Origin of the sequence: Meiothermus hypogaeus (genome assembly GCF_003574035.1) — a bacterium.
In the GTDB taxonomy this organism is placed as follows: domain Bacteria; phylum Deinococcota; class Deinococci; order Deinococcales; family Thermaceae; genus Meiothermus; species Meiothermus hypogaeus.
Genome location: NZ_QWKY01000018.1, coordinates 1 through 15,763 on the forward strand (window position 1 = coordinate 1; position 15,763 = coordinate 15,763).

Genomic DNA, 15,763 nt, shown 5'->3' on the forward strand with positions numbered 1-15,763 from the left:
TGGGGCGTCCACTGGATGGGGGTGGGCTCGGGGGCCGCCGCTGGGGTTCCACCGAGTCCCCTGGTATACGCGGCAATCGCCCGGGCGTCTGATTCGGAAATTTGGGGCATGGCGGGCATCACCCCGTTGTAGGTCTGGCCGCCTACTTCCAGCGGGCCGCTGATGCCCTGGCGAATCGCCTTGACCACGTAGGCCTCGTCCTGTATCCGGGGGTTGCCCGATAGGGGTGGAAAGACCCCCGGTATACCCTGTCCGTTTGCGCCGTGGCAGCCTGCACAGTTCTGGCTGTAAAGCACTGCTCCATCGGCAGCAATCGCCAGACCGAGCAGGGCGGCCACGACCACCAGTAGTTGTTTCATGCCAGCCTCCTTTGTTCTGTGTGGTTTTCCAGCCAAGACAGAAGTTCTTCGATGGCCGAGAAGGGATGTTCGACCCCGGTCCTGGCGTCCTTGATCCGGCCCTCCCAGCGGCCCGCCTGGTCCTGCCACAAAAGCACCAGGTAGACCGGCATTTTGGGTGGGGGCAGGTTGCGCTGGGTAGGTTCCTGGGCCATACACCCCTAGCTTTGGCCGGCATGCTTACAGAGCGCTTACGGGTTTGGGACATTTGCACCACCCGAAACCCCTAACCTGGGAAAAGAACCATGAATCCGGTAAGCTGGCAACTGGACGAAGATGGACGGATTGTCCACTGGACTGCGGGTGCGGCCGCTTTTTTTGGTCTGCCTGCAGCGGCGGTACTGCGCAAACCCTGCGCGGAGGTGATTGGGGGTACCGACGCCTTTGGCCGTCCGCTGTGCGTGCGCTGCCCGGTGCAGCGGGAAATTCGCTATGGGGCCTACCAGGCCAGTACCCCTTTGAGCTGGCATGGCCGGCGGCTTTTGTGCCAGGGCTATGCCGATAGCGGCGTGCGGGTGGAACTCAAGCCCAATGCAGAATGCCAGGCGGACGATTTGCTGACCTCGCTGGCCTGGGCTACCCGCAAGCTCACGGCCGAGCCGGGCCGTTTCTTCCAGACCCTGCAGGTTTTCCTGGCTGCCTTGCGCCGAGGGTTGGGAATGGAGGCTGCCGAGTTGTTCTTGGCCGATCCCCAGACCCACTACCTGGTGCTCACCGCCTACGACGGGGTGCACCGCGAAGCCTTCATGGAAAAACCGTGGTTCGCCTGGGGGGAAGGCTACCCGGGCCTGGTGGCCCTGGGTCAGCGTCCCCTGGTGACCCACGATCTGGCCTCGGATGCCCGCTATCTGCGCCAGAAGGTCAAAAAGCTGGGTTACAAGACCTATGTGTGCTATCCCCTCGAGCTCCCCCAGGGCCTGATTGGGGTGCTGAATCTGGCCAGCCGCGACCCCGATGTGGATGACCAGGCCCTGTTGCAGTCGCTCAACCTGCTGGGGCCGGTGCTGGCGGCCTCGCTGTACACCGTGCTTACCCGCTTGGGCGAGAATGGCCTGCGGGCCATTGCCCAGGCCCTGCGCCAGCGGGCCGAGGCCGAGGGGCTCGAGGTGCTTCTAAGTGAGGCGGTGGCGCTCAGCGGCGCCTCGGGCGTGCGGCTGGTGCTCAAGGACGGGCAGAGCCTGGTTCACGGAAGGCCCATGCCGGCCTGTCCCCACATGGTCCTGTGCAGGGTCTGGCAGGGCCGGGTTCAGGGGGTTCGGACGGGCCTGGAGCCCTGCCCTCATATCCAGGAGGGGCGGCCCCGTTACTGCCTGCCCCTCTGGGCGGGCTCCCAGGTGGTTGGGGTGCAACAGTTTCACTTCACCCGTTTGCCCCAGCCCCCCGGTCAGGCTGTGGCAGCCGTGCAGTGGCTCGAGCGCCTGGGTGCCGAGTTGCTGTGGCCCGAACCGCAGGTGACCCTGGAGGCCCCCTGGTTGGAGATAAACACCCTGGGCGGGCTTCAGGTGCGCCGCGCGGGTGAGATCCTGACGCCCAGGGCCTTTGGCCGCCGTCAGGCCCAGACCCTCCTGAAACTGCTGCTGGCCTACCGCGGCCAGACCCTGTCCCGAGAGGAGCTTTGCGAGCACCTCTGGCCGGACGAAGACCCCGCCCAGACCCAGGGCCGGCTGCACGTGCTGGTGCACGATCTCCGGCAGGCCCTGGAACCCGACCCCAGCCAGCCCCAGGTGGTGTTGCGGGAGGGTGAGGGTTACCGCTTTGCCCCTCAGCTGCGTTATTTTCTGGATGTAGAGCGCTTTGAAGCGCTCCTGGAGCAGGCTGAGCGGCATCAGGGGGCGGCGGCCCTCGAGCTGTATCGCCAGGCCCTGACCCTCTATAAAGGCGACTTCCTGGCCGATGAGCTGTACGCTGACTGGGCCGAACTCGAGCGCAGCTACCTGCGCGAACGTGCGGTGGGGGCTTTGTTCCGGGTGGCCGAGGTGGCCCTCTCGCTGCAGCGGCCCCGCGAGGCCCAGGAGGCCTACCGCCGCATCCTGACCTTCGACCCCTGGCGCGAAGAGGCCTACCTGCGCCTGTTGGAAACCCTTAGGCAAAGCGGCCAGGAAGCCGAGGCCCGAAGCCTTTTTGAACAGTACCGCAGCCGCATGGAACGGGATGGAGTAGAGATTTCCAGGGAGATGGCTTTCCAGGTGTAGGCCCCGGTCAAGTTGTTTTCAGGTTTCAATGGGCGCGTGTAGCACAGCCTGGCTCCGGCTGGTAGGGGCTTTCTTGCAACGCTTTATACCGACTTTACCTGTACAGGTAGTTTTGAAAGTTGTCCCAAACCCCCTCATCCGGCGACACCCCAGGTGCAGTCAATTGCGTTCCCGTCACTGTTTGTAGATAGCACGGTCGGGGTGTCGCCACCTTCTCCCGCCAGGGGAGAAGGCAAGGGGTTCTTGTGGATTTGGAATTAAGTGCAACAGGCCCGGTGGCCTCGCTTTAAACACTTTTCTTTTTTCGCGCTGCGGCCATCTGCAAGAGCTGCTCTCGGGTAAAGACCCTCTGGCTCATGGCAAAGGCAAAGACCGCCACTCCAGCGGCCTGCAAAACCCCCGACAGAACCAGCAATGCCCGCAGGCCTGGGTTTCCACTGTAAAGCGCCCAGGGCTCCGCCACCAGGCGCAAGAGCAACCCCGCATTCAGGGTGTAGTAAGCCAGGGCTTCCAGTCCTTCCTGGCGTATCTGCGCGGGCCGGGGCATCATCCAGAAGGCCACCCCCATCACCAGGTTCAAGAAGAACCCCACCAGTCCGGCGTGGACGTGGGCGGTCTTGAGGTAGGGCACCAGGCCGGGCCAGAGGTAAAAAGCGGTGCCGGTGAGTACCGTGTACAGCAAAAAAAACAGGCTGCTGCGCACAAACAGGTATTCGTAGAATGACATGTTCAGGAAGAGCTTAGCCCCGCCCGGCGGGACAGATGTCACGGGGCGTTCTGAAAAACTCGAGGGTGAAGCCTTATGAAGACCGCCCACCATTTCATACCCGACCTCTACAAAGAAGCGCAGGTGCCCTCCGGGGGCATTCTGAGCCGTACGCTGTATAGCGAAGGGGGTGTCAAGACCGTACTTTTCGCTTTCGATACCGGGCAGGAACTCTCCGAGCACACCGCCGCCCGTCCGGCCATCCTCCAGATTCTTTCAGGGCAGGGACGCTTGAAGCTGGGCGAGGATGAACAGGAAGCCAAACCGGGGTGCTGGGTGTACATGCCCGCCGGTCTGGTACACGCCATACGGGCCGAAAGTCCTCTGGTGCTGCTGCTAACTTTGTTGCCCAAAGTATGATGCCGCTCTCATCCACCCCCAGGGTGCCCCTCAAAACCGTGGCCCTTCCAAACGAACACGGCGGCTGGGGCTTTACCCTCGAGCCCATTCTGCTGGGCCTGCTGTTAGCCCCAAGCTGGGCCGGGCTGGGCCTGGGGGTTTTCGCCCTAGCTGCCTTTTTCACCCGGCACCCCCTCAAGCTCTGGCTGGCCGACCTGGGGCGCGGCAAGCGCTTTCCGCGCACACCGCTGGCTCGCAACTTTGCCATACTGTACGGAAGCCTGGCCCTGGCAGGGCTTTTATTGGCGCTCTGGACGTCCAGGGGGCCCTTCGGCTGGCCCCTGCTTCTGGCGTTACCTCTGGTGGGGGTGCAGCTCTGGTTCGACGCCCATAACCAGGGGCGCAACCTGCTCCCCGAGCTGGCGGGGGCGGTGGCGATGGGGGCGATGGCCAGCAGTATGGCCCTGGCTGCCGACTTTGAGGCCGGTCTGGCCTATGGTCTCTGGGGGGTGCTGGCCGCCCGTTCGGTAGCCTCCATCTACTATGCGCGGGCCCAAGTACGCCGCGCACGGGGCGAAATAGCAAATGTACAAGCCGTGTACCGGGCCGAGCTGCTGGCCTTGCTGGGCCTTTCGATTGGGGCCTGGGTGGGCCTGGTGCCCTGGCTGAGCGTGGCGGCCTTGGCGCTATTGCTGCCCTTGTCACTATTTACCTTCCAGAAGCCTCCCGTGCCGGCCAAGGTGGTAGGTTGGACGCAGATGGCCCTGGGGCTCCTGGTGGTGGGGGCCACGGTACTGGGTACTCGACTTGGATGGTGAAAGTGAACCTGCCTGCTAGCGAGAGGGCTGACTAGACGTGGGTCTTGGGCCGAAGAACAGCTTGCGGTTTTCGGGCCAGAACAACCAGACCAGGCCCAGCAGGGGCTGTAACAGGGGCAGAAAGCCATAATCAATGCCAAAGTCGTGCCAGACCGTGCGCCCAATGACCTCCGGCATCACCAAACTCAGGGTGCCTACCACCAACACCCCGGTCATCTCGAACGAGAGGGCCCCCACCGAAACCCACCAGGCCCAGGGTTTGCGTGTCACGAAAGCCACCGTCGCTACCAGATAAATTGCTGCCGCTACTGCCGAGAGGGCAGGGGGGAAGTAGTCGGTAACGCCCGGTTTGAAGAAAAGCTGATAGATCGAGCGGGCTCCCGCCGATAGCGCCAGCAAAGGATACGAAACAGCCAGGATTTGTCCAATGGCCCGAATAACCTGCGGTGTCCAAAACCTGCTCACAGTTCAAGTCTACCGCGCAAGTGCCTATGCGAATGATTCCCATTATCAAAACTATATAAATCCGACTGGAATACTTGACATTAGACGCTGGCCCGAATAGACTCCCCTCGAGCCGAAAACGGCTTTCAGAAGAAATCAGGAGGAACAAAGTGAATAGATACCCTGTCCTGGTGACTGCTCTTCTAGCCCTGTTGGGTTTTGCTCAGGCCCAGCAGCAAAGCCTCACCGTCTATACGGGCCGCGGGCAAGGGCTGGTAGAACCGCTGGTCAAACAGTTCGAGGCCGAGACCGGCATCAAGGTCAATGTGCGTTATGGGCGTGATGCCGAGATTCTGGCAGCCCTCCAGGAAGAGGGAACCCGAAGCCCGGCCGATATTTTCTGGGCCAATACCGCTGGGGCGTTGGGGGTGGCTTCCGAGCGGGGTCTCTTTATTCGCCTGGGGGACTCGATTACGCGGGTTCCTACCAGCTTCGTACCTGCCAGCCGCCAGTGGGTGCCCCTGACTATCCGTTTGCGGGTTCTGGCCTACAACCCCAGCCGGGTCAAGCCCGAAGACCTGCCCAAGAGCATTATGGACTTGCCCAGGCTGACCCAGTACAAGGGCCGAATTGGCTGGACGCCCACCTACAGCAGCTTCCAGGACATGATTGCCGCCATGGTAGCGCAGTTTGGCGAGGCGCGCACCCGCCAGTGGTTGAGCGAGATGAAGGCCCTCGAGCCCAAGGCTTACGCCTCCAACCCCGCCATGATGGAAGCCATCCGGGCGGGTGAGATCGACCTGGGCTCGACCAACCACTACTACATTCAACGCTTCGTGCGGGCCGGCCAGGCAATTGGCACCTACTACTTTGCCGATGGCGATGTGGGTAGCCTAGCTTTGATAACCGGGGCCGGTATCCTCAAGACCAACAAGAACCTTTCGGCGGCCAATCGTTTCTTGCTGTGGCTACTCTCTCCCAAGGGCCAGCAATTCTTCACCAGCGAAATAGCCGAGTACCCGGTAGCCCGGGGCATAGTGCTTTCCCCCAACCTGCTGCCCCTCAACCAGGCAGTGGCTAAAAGCCCCAAGGTAGACTTTGAGAAGCTGCCCCTCGACACCGCACTCAAACTCCTGCGCGAGGCCGGATTGCTGTAAAGCCCTTCGAAATAAGCCCATCAGCCATCAGCCGATTGTGGTCGGCTGATGAATTTTTGGGGTATACCTGGAAACCACCCAGCGCGGACAGGCTTCCAGGCCAGGGGTTTGGGTACATTTATCCCTGGGGTTTTTCTGGCATACTGTTGGGAAGTTATGAAGTCGTCCATCAATCCGCTTCGCCCGCTGTGGTTATCGTTGGGGTTTTTCTTTGCAGGACTGGGCTTTGTCGGCACAGTGGTACCGGGGATGCCCTCCACGGTGTTTTTTATCCTGGCTGCTTACTTTTTTTCACGGAGCAGTCAGCGGTTTCTTAACTGGATCCTCAGCCTGCCCAAAGTGGGGCCCATCGTGCAGGATTACCGCAACGGGCTGGGTATGTCCCGCAAGGCCAAGATTTTCGCGCTGTGCATGCTGAGTTTTTTTGCCCTAACCAGCGCCATTTTTTTTATCCCAGTTTTTTGGGTCAAGGTGCTGGTGTTGGTGCTGGGTCTGGTGGGCTTCTGGTTCATCCACAGCCGGATTCCTACCAAAGAAATTGTGCTGGCCCAACGCCAGGTGAGCGAAGCTCAGTAAGCTGGGGTCGTTTTTCCTTCACTTGATGACGGCAAAAGGCCGCCCGGTAACTGAGATGCGGCCCTGGTTCAGCGCCAGCGTGCCCCCTGAGCTGCTCGCTCCGACCCGGATCGCCACGCGGAAACTGCCCCCCTTAATGATGTCAAGGGCATTTTTATTCTGGGTGTCGCTAAGGGTCAGGTTGATTGAGATTTCCTGGGTACCGCCTACCGGCACATTGAAGCTGCCGGCTCCGAGTCCGATGTCGCCTCCGGCATTGTCATTGACGTTGAGGTCGTTTTCAGGGGCCAGGCGCAATTCGTAGCTGCCACTAAAGGTAGAGCCGCCGGTGTTGGTGAGGTTGGCGACTACCAGAATCTGTCCGCGCTCGAGGATATCTAGCTGAATGGGCAGGGGCACCAGGAGCCCTTCCTGGTCGGCCCCTGGAAACAAGAGTGAGCCCGAGCCCGAGGGGATGGTCAGGGTACGCTGGTTCTGCGGAATAAAGCTGAGGACATTGACGTTGATGACATAGCGAGTCGCAGCACTGCACGCCGCCAGCAGCAAGATTAGAGCAACAAGAGCAAGTCTAGGCATGTTTCACCTCAAAACCCCAAACCCAGGCTGAGGGCGATACCGAACACAGTGTTGCCCACAATGGGTGCACGGTGGGTGGTCAGGGCCGTGTCTACGGTGAACCCTGGCCCTACAAACCCGGCTCCCAACCCAAAGCGGAAGCCGTTGTCGAGGCCCAGCCCGGCCCGGAAGCGGGCAGGCCCTAGGCTGTACTCGCCGCCCACCCGGCCATAGAGGCCAGACTCGTAGCCCAGGTCGCCTCCGACCATCAACGCGCCAACCTCGAGGGGTATTCGGGTAGCGGCGTTCAGGAAGAACGCAGGCACAAAGCCAAAGCTGCTGCGCTCGCCCTGCCCCGAGATGGGGTTGCTGGAGGTGCCATCCCAGCGCAGCTCCGTACCGCTCCAGCGGGCGAAACCCAGCGCGTTGCGGATGCCCAGCCCAACCGTAGTGCCCTGGGCTTCCATGACCACGCCGATGTCGGCCCGGGCCCCAAAACCGTTGCCATTACCGGGAATGGTGTAAAACACGCTACCCCGGTAGACCGGTGGCTGGTTGGGGTCGAACTGGCCCTGGGCATCGGTTTGGACGCCCGCACTGAAGTTGCCCTCGAGGTAGGCCAGCCCGTAGAAAGCCTCCCCCCGGGTGCCCACATACAACTTGGCCGGGCCGAAGTCGGGGATGGGCACATCGGGCAGCCGGGTTGCATAGCCAAATCCCACACTGATGCCCGCTTGTGCCGTTCCGGTCAGGTTGAGGGCATACTCGGTGCTGGGCTGGACCTGTCCGCTGCGCAAAGCCTGGCGAAGGCTATCGCTGGGCGAAAGGCCCAGGCCAAAGCCCCCCGCGAACAGGCCGAAGTCGAGGTACAGGTTGCTCCCTAAGGAAAAGGGTATCCGCAACAGGGGAGCGGGGGTAAGGGCCTTGCTAGAGCCCACCCCTGCGGGCGTGCCCAGCCCAAAGTCAAGGTTGATGGGGTTGCCCTGGTAGTCGGTAATCTGGATGCCGGTGGCATCTACGCTGATCTGAATTTCGGGGTAGCCCGTATTGGGGTTGATAAAGGCCCTCGAGGAGGCTGGGTTGATGAGAAACTCGTAGGGATGTGAGAACTGGTCATAAAAGCTAAGCACATCGAAGGGGCTGTTCTCATTGGTCAGGTTCGAAAGACCTCCCAGTGCGGGCAGGGGGTTGCTTTCGGGCCGCAATACCAGCCCCAGCAACCCAATGGGTAGTTGAAAACCCTGGTCAGCACCATATAGCCCCCCCGGAAAGGCCGCATAAGCCGGGTTCAGGTAAGCTGCGCCGGGGCCGGGCAGCACCAAACCGGCCATACCCAGGCTGCGAACGCCTTGGGAGAACCCCAGCCCTCCCACTGTTGCGATAAGCACAACCCAAACAAGACGACTCATAGCAATCTGCAGTTTAAAACCAAGCCATCAGCTTAGCGGTTTATTTGACCTAAGCGGATGGTAAAAACAATGGGTCAGGGCGATGGCCAGCGCATCGGCTAAGTGGGTGGGCTTGGGGAGGGTCTTTAGGCCCAAAATTGCCCGTACCATATAGGCCACCTGGTGCTTGTCGGCCTGGCCATGACCCACCAGGGCCTGTTTGACTTTGGGCGGCCCGTAGCCATAGACCGGAATGGCGAGTTGATCGGCTACCAGAAACACCGCCCCCATGGCCCAGCCCACCTTGTAGGCCAGCTCGTTTTGCCGGTAGAAAAACTGTTCCTCTACCGCGATGGCCTGGGGCCGGAAGGTGGTGGCAGCCTTGTACACGGCCCGATAGAGCTGTCCCACCCGTGCCGGGGCTGGCTCCCCGTGGGTGGTCTTGACCACTTCGGCATGGAGCATCCGGGCCTGCTTACCGACCTGCTCAACCACCCCCAGGCCCAGGTTGGTGATGCCGGGGTCAATGCCTAAGACAACCATCGCTCATAGCTGAAGGCAAATAGCTGATAGCGAAACTGCTTTATAAGCTATTAGCTATCCGCTATTGGCATGAAATCAGTTGCCCCGTTTGGGGGGGTAGTCGCCGTCACCGTAGCGGATAAAAGCAGGGATGTCGAAGTTGCCGACATCCACGTTGCTGGTAGGGAAGTCCATAAGGGGCCGACCCCCAGGCTTGGCCACCACAGCGCTCTCGTTAAATCCTGCTGCAATCAAGATGACCCGCATCTCGTCCTGGGCCCGGTTGTCGTAGGTGAGGCCATACAGCACGTCCACGTCTTCCATGCCGGTGGCTTCGCGGATATGCTCCACCACGCTGCTGGCTTCCATCAGCGAGATGTCCTCATCACCCACCACGTTGACCAGGAGCTTACGGGCCCCATCTACCGAGCGGTCCAGCAAGGGGCTCTGGATGGCCGACTGGGCCGCTTCCTGAACTTTGTTTTCACCCCGGCCCGCCCCTATGCCCATCAAGACCTGGCCGGCACCGGTGAGCAGGGTGCGCACATCGGCGAAGTCGAGGTTGATCTGGCCGGGCAGGTTGATGACGTCGGTGATGCCCTTCACCCCGTGGTAGAGCACCCGGTCGGCAATCATAAAGGCGTCCTTGGCCGAAACCTTTTTGTCCAGCGCACCCAGCAGCCGGTCGTTGGAGATGACCACCATGGCATCTACCTGTTCGCGCAGGCGCTTGATGCCTTCCTCGGCGGCCCGCAGGCGACGGGGGCCCTCCCACGAAAAGGGGCGGGTGACGACCCCTACCGTGAGGGCCCCCAGGCTCTTGGCAATTTGCGCCACCACCGGAGCACTTCCGGTGCCGGTGCCGCCGCCCATCCCGGCGGTAATGAAGACCATGTCGGCGCCCTCGAGGTATTCGCCTACCAGCTCTTCGGCTTCCTGAGCTGCTTTCTCGCCGATCTCGGGGTTGGCGCCGGCCCCCAGCCCGCGGGTCAGTTTGTCGCCCAACTGGATGCGTACATCGGCCAGGCTGGTCGCCAGAACCTGGGCATCGGTGTTGGCGGCAATAAACTCCACACCGGTAAGCCCCGATTCAATCATGCGATTGACTGCGTTGTTGCCTGCGCCCCCAAGTCCGATTACCTTGATCTGTACGTCACCCATAATCTCTCCTGGTACCCTCTGCTGGTTGCTTCAGTGCTTCGAGCCGATACGAAAATACCGCTAAAAAAAGTTCTTGAACATCCCCTTGATGCGCTCCCACAGCCCGCTGGCAGCATTGGCTGCTCCTTCGGTGTTGAGGACAGGTTTGCTGGCCGGGCTGGTTTTGCTACGGCCCGGACGGTGCCCGCGGGGTAGGGGCGCCTGGGCGGCCAGGTTGGCGGCGTGGCGAACCAGCCCCACCGCTGTGGCATGGGTCGGGGAGGCCACCACATCGGTGAGGCCCTGCACGCCCAGGGGCTTGCCCAGCCGCACGGGCAGGTTGAACTGCTTGCGGGCCAGCTCTTCCAGGCCGCGCACCATGCTAGCACCGCCGGTCACGATAACCTTGCCCACAGTAATTTCCAGCGGCCCCAGGGCTTCGTCCACGCTCTGGCGGGCCAGGTGCAGGATCTCGCGCAGGCGTGGACGGATGATGCGGGCTAAGTCGGGGGCCTGGTAGGAGATTTGTGCAGCCCCCTCCTGGCTTACCTCCAAGACCAGCTCCGGGTCGGCCAGCTCGGGCAGGGCGGCGCCATACTTTTTGGCCACCCGCTCGGCTTCCTCTACCGGAATTTGCAGTAGCTTGGCGATGTCTTGCGAGACGTGGTCGCCGCCCAGGGGAATGACCGCCGAGTGGGCCAACCGCCCCTGGCGGAACACCGCCACATCGGTGGTTCCCCCGCCGATGTCCACCAGCATCACGGTCATAGAGAGTTCCTCGGGCGAGAGTACGGCCAGCCCGGAGGCGTAGGCCTGCAGGACCATGCCCTGCAGCTCGAGGCCAGCATCTTCGACCGCTTTACGCAGGTTGGTGAGAGGGCCCTTGCTGCCCGCGACGAGATGTACGTCGACCTCCAGGCGCACCCCGGCCATACCGATGGGGTCGCGGATGCCCTCCTGTCCGTCCACGCGGAACTCCAGGGGCAGTGCGTGGATGAGTTCGTAGTCGCCCTCGAAGGGGTAGGCCTTGGCCTGTTCGATGGCCCGTTCGACATCGGTTACGGTAATTTGCTGGCCGCGCCGGATGGCCGCCAGGCCGTGGCTGGTCACGCTGCGGACATGGGCCCCGGCCACGCCCACCCAGACCCGCTCGGCCTTGACCCCGGCCACCCGCTCGGCCTGGAAGATAGCCTGGCGGATGGACTCGGTGGTGCGCTCGAGGTTGGTCACCACCCCGCGCCGAAGGCCATGGGAGGGAACGGTGCCTTCTCCGATGATGTCCAGGATGCCATCCGAAGACAGTTCACCGATGACTGCAGTCACTTTGGTGGTTCCTACATCTAAACCTACGAGAATCATCGGCGAGCACTCACCCCCCAGGAATACACATAGATACGGCTTTCCGGCGAAGCGCCGGGGTGCGCAAGAGGGTTGCTTGCGTCACTTTTGCCTATTCTGCGGGCTTTGGCCCAATCTTGCAACTCTCTGACGTTCCTGGCCCAAACATTAAGGTTTGGCGCTACGACCTGATAACCCGCGACGCTGTAGCGGATGCGCTGGGCATCTGGAAAAGTCTGCATCAGAGAAAGCAAGTCAGCAATGGGAAGTTCGCCCCGGCCCTCGAGCACCGGACCCCGTGTGGGCGCACCCGGCAACAGCACGCCATCGGCGCTCAGGCCATAGCGCTGATGGCCCTGAACCAGATTGGCGATGGAGGCGCGTTCTTCCAGCACAATGCGCAACCGGCCCGGCGCGGGGCGCTCGAGCACAGCGGATTTGACCCAGGGGTTTTGCTTGAGGGGCTCGAGCCTGGAGGGCCAGGCCCACAGCCAGGGGCGGCCAGGCTCGAGGCCGGTCAGTTGCTCGATCTCGCCCCGGGATAGATGCTGGTTGCCCACGATTTCGACCTGCTCGGTGGGCAGCGCCACATACGAGCCTACCCCCAAAGAGGCCAGCAGCAGGGCAATCAGAACCGCTCGGATCATCCCCACCTCCCTTTTGCGAGTGCTCCGGCAACGCTCGGAAACCTTACCCTTCCGTTGATTGAGCGGCTGCATAGCGCGGGGGATGTAGGGTACCGGGCATTCCTGACCCACCAGCGTGCTATGCTCATTTTCATCGGCTCACCTCCGCTTCGGCAGGCTTAATCTCGCCCCAGATCTCCCACTCCACCTCCAGCGGCAGCACGGCTTGAACCTTGCGGATCAGGGCATACATCTCGGCGGCGGTCGCCCCACCAAGATTCACCAGAAAGTTGCCGTGCTCGAGGCTGATCATGGCTTTACCCACAGTGGTTCCTTTGAGACCCCTCACATCGATCAAACGACCTGCCGAGTCACCGGGCGGGTTCTTGAAGGCGCAACCCGCACTTTTCCTTTTGGGCTGGCCTTTGCGGGCTGCATCTACCAGGGCTATCCTGGCCCGCACTGCTTCTTCGCTGGAGGGGGTCAGTTTGAGCTTGACCCTTGTCACAAGGCTACCTTCGGGCAACTCGGAATGCCGATACCGGAAGCCCAGTTCCGAGGGCCGGTAGCAATGCAAGCCGCCATCGTGGAATAGCTCCACTTCCTCCAAGGCATCGGCCATCTCGCCGAAACGGGTACCGGCGTTCATTTTGACCGCTCCCCCTACCTGGGCTGGCACGCCGTGCAGGCCTTCCAGCCCGCTTAGGCCCAGACGTGCGGAGGCTTGTAGCAGACTGGGCACCAGTGCCCCGGCCCCCACCCAGCCCGTAAGGTCGGGGTTCCAAAGGGCAAACTCGCCCGCAAGCCGGATCACCCGCTCCGGTACCCCGGCGTCCGAAACCAGCAGGTTGGAGCCGTTGCCCAGCACCCGGTAGGGGGCCTGGGTGGCTTCTTTGAGGTCGGCCAGGGTTTCGACTGTCCAGACCTCGGCCTCTCCCCCCACCCCGATGGTGGTGAGCCTGGCAAGCGGCAGACGGGCTATTTTCACAGCAGCACCTCGCATCTGTGGCTTTCCCTGTGCCCATTCCCTCTGCACCAGACCCCGGTCATACGGCCTCCTTCTGGGCTACCAGCAGGCGCCCCAGCCTCGAGACGCTCCCGGCCCCAATGGTCAGAATCAGATCGCCCTGGGTTGCTGTCTGGCGCAGGTAGCTGAGAATGTTCTCCCAACTGTCGTAGCGGGCCTGGTGTCCCCGCGCATGCAGGTGTTCCAGCATGCGCCCGGCAATCTGGGCGCTGGAGAGGCTAAGGGGGGTCTCCTCGGCGCTGTAGACATCGAGAATCAGGGCCTCGTCGGACTGCTCGAGGGCCTTTGCGTAGAGGGGCCACTCCTGCTCGCTGCGCCCATAGCGGTGGGGTTGGAAGACCGCCCGTACCCGCAGGCCGGTGTTGCGGGCCGCTTTGAGCAAAGCAAAAAGTTTGGTGGCGTTGTGGGCGTAGTCGTCCACAACCAGGGCTCCGTTGAGTTCGCCCACCTTTTCAAAGCGGCGGCTGGCCCCGGTGTACTGCAAAAGCCCCTCCCGGATGGCCTCGAAGGGAACCCCCGCCACGAGCGCGGCAGCCGAGGCGGCCAGGGCGTTGCTGATGTTGTGCTCGCCGGGCACTTGCAGGCGCACCCTGCCCAGGGTTTGGCCCCGCCAGACCAGCTCAAACTGGCTGCCGAAAGGCTCGAGGGCAATATTGGCGGCGTGGCAGTCGCCCTCCTCTAAGCCAAAGCTACTGCGGGGGCAGCCCTGGGTGAGCTGATCCAGCAAGCGCCAGCGGGGTTCGCTGTTGTAGATGATGTGCCCGGCCCGGCTGGCAAAAGAGTGTACGGCGTCCTGGAGTACTTCAAAGGAGGTGTGGTAGTTGGGGCGGGCCTGCCCGTCAGGCGATACGTGGTCGGCCTCGAGGTTGGTGATCACCGCCACGTCAAGTTGCAAAAAGCGAAACAGGGGGTCGGACTCGTCTACCTCGGCAATGCGGTAGCGCCCGGAGCCCACCTTGGCGCTGCCGCCAATCAGGCCCAGCTCAGCCCCGAGTAGAACCGTGGGGTCACTCTGGGCTGCAATGAAAATACTGGTCAGCATGGAGGTGGTGCTGGTCTTGCCGTGGGAGCCGGTTACGCCCAGGCTGTAACCCCCGCGCAAGATTTCGGCCACTACCTGAATCCGCCGCCAGACCGGGATGCCCAGGGTGTGGGCGGTGGCCAGTTCGGGCTCGCTGTCCTTGATGGCGGTGGAGGCGACCAGCACCTCTACCCCCTCGAGGTGCGATGGGCTATGGCCCTGGTAGACCTGGATGCCTTCGCGCTCGAGCTGGCGGGTCAGGTCGGAAAGCTGGCTATCGCAGCCGCTGACCCGGTGTCCGTCCTTGCGTAGAATGCGGGCCAGCCCGCTCATGCTAATGCCCCCAATACCCATCAGGTGATAATGCTTCACACTGCCTCCAAAACGATCTGGGCCAGCCGCCGGGCTGCTCCGGCTGGCGATAACCCCCCAAGTCTATCGCGGATTTGGGCCCGCGTGGAGGGGTCGAGCAGAGTGTTAAGCTCGGCCTCAAACTGCGCCCAGGACTCAAGTCGCAGGGCCGCGCCGCGCTCGGCATAAAAGCCCACGTTGGCCCACTGGGCGCCCCCATCAAGGTGGCGCGGCAGCGGCACCCCCAGCACCGGTACCTGGTGGTAGGCCGCCTCGGACAGGGTACCTGCTCCGCCCCGCGTGATGGCACAGTCCGCAGCGCTCCAGGCCAGCACGCTGTCCACATAGCCCCGCACAAAGTAGTGAGGCCGTTCCAGGGCTTTGAGTTTTTCCTCCCAGCGCACCCCACACTGGTGCAGGATCTGCCACTTGCCCAAAAGTGGGTACAGTCGCTCGGGCAGCTGCTCATTGAGCTCCTGGCTGCCCTGGCTGCCGCCCAGAATCAGGAGGGTGGGGCGGTTGGGCTCGAGCCCAAGGGCGGCCCGGGCCTCGGCTGGGGGACGTTTTTCCTCCCGTACCGGATAGCCCACCACCTGGGTTTTACGGGCCAGCCCAGGGGCCAGCTCTATGGGGGTGGCCAGGGTGACCCGCCGGGCGAGCTGGGCCAGCATCCGGTTGGCCAGGCCCAGTTTGGCGTTTTGCTCGTGAATGATCATGGGAATCCCCTGCAGCGCGGCCACGAAAGCCACAGGAAAACCCGCGTAACCCCCCATGCTGAGTACCGCTTTGGGCCTTAAGTCTCGCACCAGCTGCCGTGCGGCCCAAAGGCCCTGTAGTACCTTTTTTCCTTCTTTGGGGCGCAAAGCGTCGCGTGAGAGTTTACCGGCAGGAATGAGGTGGTGCGGTAGGCCACTCTCGGGCAGAACCCGCTCTTCAATCCCACCCAGCGCCCCCACGTAGGTTACGGGCTCGCCTGCTTCCAGCAGGGCGCTCGCCGCCGCCAGCCCCGGATAGAGGTGGCCGCCAGTGCCCCCGCCTGTAACGATCACCATGTGCCTCCTTTATGGAGCCAGGGAGCAGGGCGAAGCGGAGTAGAGGATGCTCG

18 protein-coding genes are annotated in these 15,763 nt (G+C 62.5%); 5 read left to right on the forward strand and 13 right to left on the reverse strand.

Features of this window, described 5'->3' with window-relative positions:
* On the reverse strand, positions 1 to 359 hold a 359-nt coding region (locus Mhypo_RS06460; RefSeq protein WP_147371341.1), incomplete at its 3' end, for a c-type cytochrome.
* Positions 356 to 553, reverse strand: a complete 198-nt coding sequence (locus Mhypo_RS06465; RefSeq protein WP_119340488.1) for a hypothetical protein — start codon at positions 551 to 553, stop codon at positions 356 to 358. The genes Mhypo_RS06460 and Mhypo_RS06465, both read right to left, overlap by 4 nt.
* Before the next feature lie 90 nt (positions 554 to 643).
* Between Mhypo_RS06465 and Mhypo_RS06470 the strand changes: the two genes are divergently transcribed.
* On the forward strand, positions 644 to 2,590 hold the full coding sequence (locus Mhypo_RS06470; RefSeq protein ID WP_119340489.1) for a BTAD domain-containing putative transcriptional regulator: 1,947 nt from the start codon (positions 644 to 646) through the stop codon (positions 2,588 to 2,590).
* Between the two features lie 286 nt (positions 2,591 to 2,876).
* On the opposite strand, the gene Mhypo_RS06475 is transcribed toward Mhypo_RS06470, so the two are convergent.
* Positions 2,877 to 3,317, reverse strand: a complete 441-nt coding sequence (locus Mhypo_RS06475) for a hypothetical protein (protein WP_119340490.1) — start codon at positions 3,315 to 3,317, stop codon at positions 2,877 to 2,879.
* Positions 3,318 to 3,392: 75 nt separating this feature from the next.
* On the opposite strand from Mhypo_RS06475, the gene Mhypo_RS06480 reads away from it, so the two are divergent.
* Both Mhypo_RS06480 and Mhypo_RS06485 read left to right on the forward strand, forming a co-directional pair.
* Positions 3,393 to 3,716, forward strand: a complete 324-nt coding sequence (locus Mhypo_RS06480; RefSeq protein WP_119340491.1) for a cupin domain-containing protein — start codon at positions 3,393 to 3,395, stop codon at positions 3,714 to 3,716.
* Positions 3,713 to 4,513 carry a YwiC-like family protein gene (locus Mhypo_RS06485; protein ID WP_119340492.1) on the forward strand — a complete coding sequence of 267 codons (801 nt, stop codon included), beginning with the start codon at positions 3,713 to 3,715 and terminating at the stop codon, positions 4,511 to 4,513. The genes Mhypo_RS06480 and Mhypo_RS06485 overlap by 4 nt, the downstream gene beginning before the upstream one ends.
* A 15-nt stretch (positions 4,514 to 4,528) precedes the next feature.
* Here Mhypo_RS06485 and Mhypo_RS06490 read toward each other — a convergent pair whose 3' ends face one another.
* Positions 4,529 to 4,978, reverse strand: a complete 450-nt coding sequence (locus tag Mhypo_RS06490; protein WP_119340493.1) for a hypothetical protein — start codon at positions 4,976 to 4,978, stop codon at positions 4,529 to 4,531.
* Positions 4,979 to 5,127: 149 nt separating this feature from the next.
* Between Mhypo_RS06490 and Mhypo_RS06495 the strand changes: the two genes are divergently transcribed.
* Both Mhypo_RS06495 and Mhypo_RS06500 read left to right on the forward strand, forming a co-directional pair.
* Positions 5,128 to 6,114, forward strand: coding sequence for an iron ABC transporter substrate-binding protein (locus tag Mhypo_RS06495; RefSeq protein WP_119340494.1), 987 nt, complete (start codon positions 5,128 to 5,130; stop codon positions 6,112 to 6,114).
* Between the two features lie 156 nt (positions 6,115 to 6,270).
* Complete coding sequence (locus Mhypo_RS06500) at positions 6,271 to 6,690, forward strand: YbaN family protein (RefSeq protein ID WP_119340495.1); 420 nt, start codon at positions 6,271 to 6,273, stop codon at positions 6,688 to 6,690.
* An 18-nt stretch (positions 6,691 to 6,708) separates the two neighbouring features.
* Here the strand turns inward: Mhypo_RS06500 and Mhypo_RS06505 are convergent, their stop codons facing one another.
* The 9 genes from Mhypo_RS06505 to Mhypo_RS06545 all read right to left on the reverse strand — a co-directional run bounded on the left by Mhypo_RS06505 (position 6,709) and on the right by Mhypo_RS06545 (position 15,710).
* On the reverse strand, positions 6,709 to 7,266 hold the full coding sequence (locus Mhypo_RS06505; protein ID WP_119340496.1) for a hypothetical protein: 558 nt from the start codon (positions 7,264 to 7,266) through the stop codon (positions 6,709 to 6,711).
* Between the two features lie 8 nt (positions 7,267 to 7,274).
* Entirely contained in the window at positions 7,275 to 8,654 is a 1,380-nt protein-coding gene (locus Mhypo_RS06510) for a TetR family transcriptional regulator (protein WP_240637148.1), read from the reverse strand.
* Positions 8,655 to 8,681: 27 nt separating this feature from the next.
* On the reverse strand, positions 8,682 to 9,176 hold the full coding sequence (gene ruvC, locus Mhypo_RS06515; protein ID WP_119340498.1) for a crossover junction endodeoxyribonuclease RuvC: 495 nt from the start codon (positions 9,174 to 9,176) through the stop codon (positions 8,682 to 8,684).
* Between the two features lie 75 nt (positions 9,177 to 9,251).
* Positions 9,252 to 10,316 carry a cell division protein FtsZ gene (gene ftsZ / locus Mhypo_RS06520; RefSeq protein ID WP_119340499.1) on the reverse strand — a complete coding sequence of 355 codons (1,065 nt, stop codon included), beginning with the start codon at positions 10,314 to 10,316 and terminating at the stop codon, positions 9,252 to 9,254.
* A 60-nt stretch (positions 10,317 to 10,376) separates the two neighbouring features.
* Positions 10,377 to 11,654, reverse strand: coding sequence for a cell division protein FtsA (gene ftsA, locus Mhypo_RS06525; RefSeq protein ID WP_119340500.1), 1,278 nt, complete (start codon positions 11,652 to 11,654; stop codon positions 10,377 to 10,379).
* A complete protein-coding gene (locus Mhypo_RS06530) occupies positions 11,651 to 12,280 on the reverse strand; it encodes a cell division protein FtsQ/DivIB (RefSeq protein WP_119340501.1) in 630 nt (209 codons plus the stop codon). The genes ftsA and Mhypo_RS06530 overlap by 4 nt, the downstream gene beginning before the upstream one ends.
* Positions 12,281 to 12,410: 130 nt before the next feature.
* Entirely contained in the window at positions 12,411 to 13,247 is an 837-nt protein-coding gene (locus tag Mhypo_RS06535) for a UDP-N-acetylmuramate dehydrogenase (protein WP_119340548.1), read from the reverse strand.
* 58 nt (positions 13,248 to 13,305) lie between these two features.
* Positions 13,306 to 14,679 (reverse strand): UDP-N-acetylmuramate--L-alanine ligase, encoded by a 1,374-nt coding sequence (gene murC / locus Mhypo_RS06540; RefSeq protein WP_240637149.1) that lies wholly within the window; start codon positions 14,677 to 14,679, stop codon positions 13,306 to 13,308.
* A complete protein-coding gene (locus tag Mhypo_RS06545) occupies positions 14,676 to 15,710 on the reverse strand; it encodes a UDP-N-acetylglucosamine--N-acetylmuramyl-(pentapeptide) pyrophosphoryl-undecaprenol N-acetylglucosamine transferase (RefSeq protein ID WP_119340502.1) in 1,035 nt (344 codons plus the stop codon). The genes murC and Mhypo_RS06545 overlap by 4 nt, the downstream gene beginning before the upstream one ends.
* Positions 15,711 to 15,763 lie beyond the last annotated feature (53 nt).

Coding starts and splice junctions, on each gene's coding strand:
- Mhypo_RS06545 (WP_119340502.1), bottom strand. CDS start 15,710: ATGGTGATCGTTACAGGCGGGGGCACTGGCGGCCACCTCTATCCGGGG.
- Mhypo_RS06485 (WP_119340492.1), top strand. CDS start 3,713: ATGATGCCGCTCTCATCCACCCCCAGGGTGCCCCTCAAAACCGTGGCC.
- Mhypo_RS06500 (WP_119340495.1), top strand. CDS start 6,271: ATGAAGTCGTCCATCAATCCGCTTCGCCCGCTGTGGTTATCGTTGGGG.
- Mhypo_RS06465 (WP_119340488.1), bottom strand. CDS start 553: ATGGCCCAGGAACCTACCCAGCGCAACCTGCCCCCACCCAAAATGCCG.
- Mhypo_RS06475 (WP_119340490.1), bottom strand. CDS start 3,317: ATGTCATTCTACGAATACCTGTTTGTGCGCAGCAGCCTGTTTTTTTTG.
- ruvC (WP_119340498.1), bottom strand. CDS start 9,176: ATGGTTGTCTTAGGCATTGACCCCGGCATCACCAACCTGGGCCTGGGG.
- Mhypo_RS06480 (WP_119340491.1), top strand. CDS start 3,393: ATGAAGACCGCCCACCATTTCATACCCGACCTCTACAAAGAAGCGCAG.
- ftsA (WP_119340500.1), bottom strand. CDS start 11,654: ATGATTCTCGTAGGTTTAGATGTAGGAACCACCAAAGTGACTGCAGTC.
- Mhypo_RS06510 (WP_240637148.1), bottom strand. CDS start 8,654: ATGAGTCGTCTTGTTTGGGTTGTGCTTATCGCAACAGTGGGAGGGCTG.
- Mhypo_RS06470 (WP_119340489.1), top strand. CDS start 644: ATGAATCCGGTAAGCTGGCAACTGGACGAAGATGGACGGATTGTCCAC.
- Mhypo_RS06505 (WP_119340496.1), bottom strand. CDS start 7,266: ATGCCTAGACTTGCTCTTGTTGCTCTAATCTTGCTGCTGGCGGCGTGC.
- Mhypo_RS06530 (WP_119340501.1), bottom strand. CDS start 12,280: ATGATCCGAGCGGTTCTGATTGCCCTGCTGCTGGCCTCTTTGGGGGTA.
- ftsZ (WP_119340499.1), bottom strand. CDS start 10,316: ATGGGTGACGTACAGATCAAGGTAATCGGACTTGGGGGCGCAGGCAAC.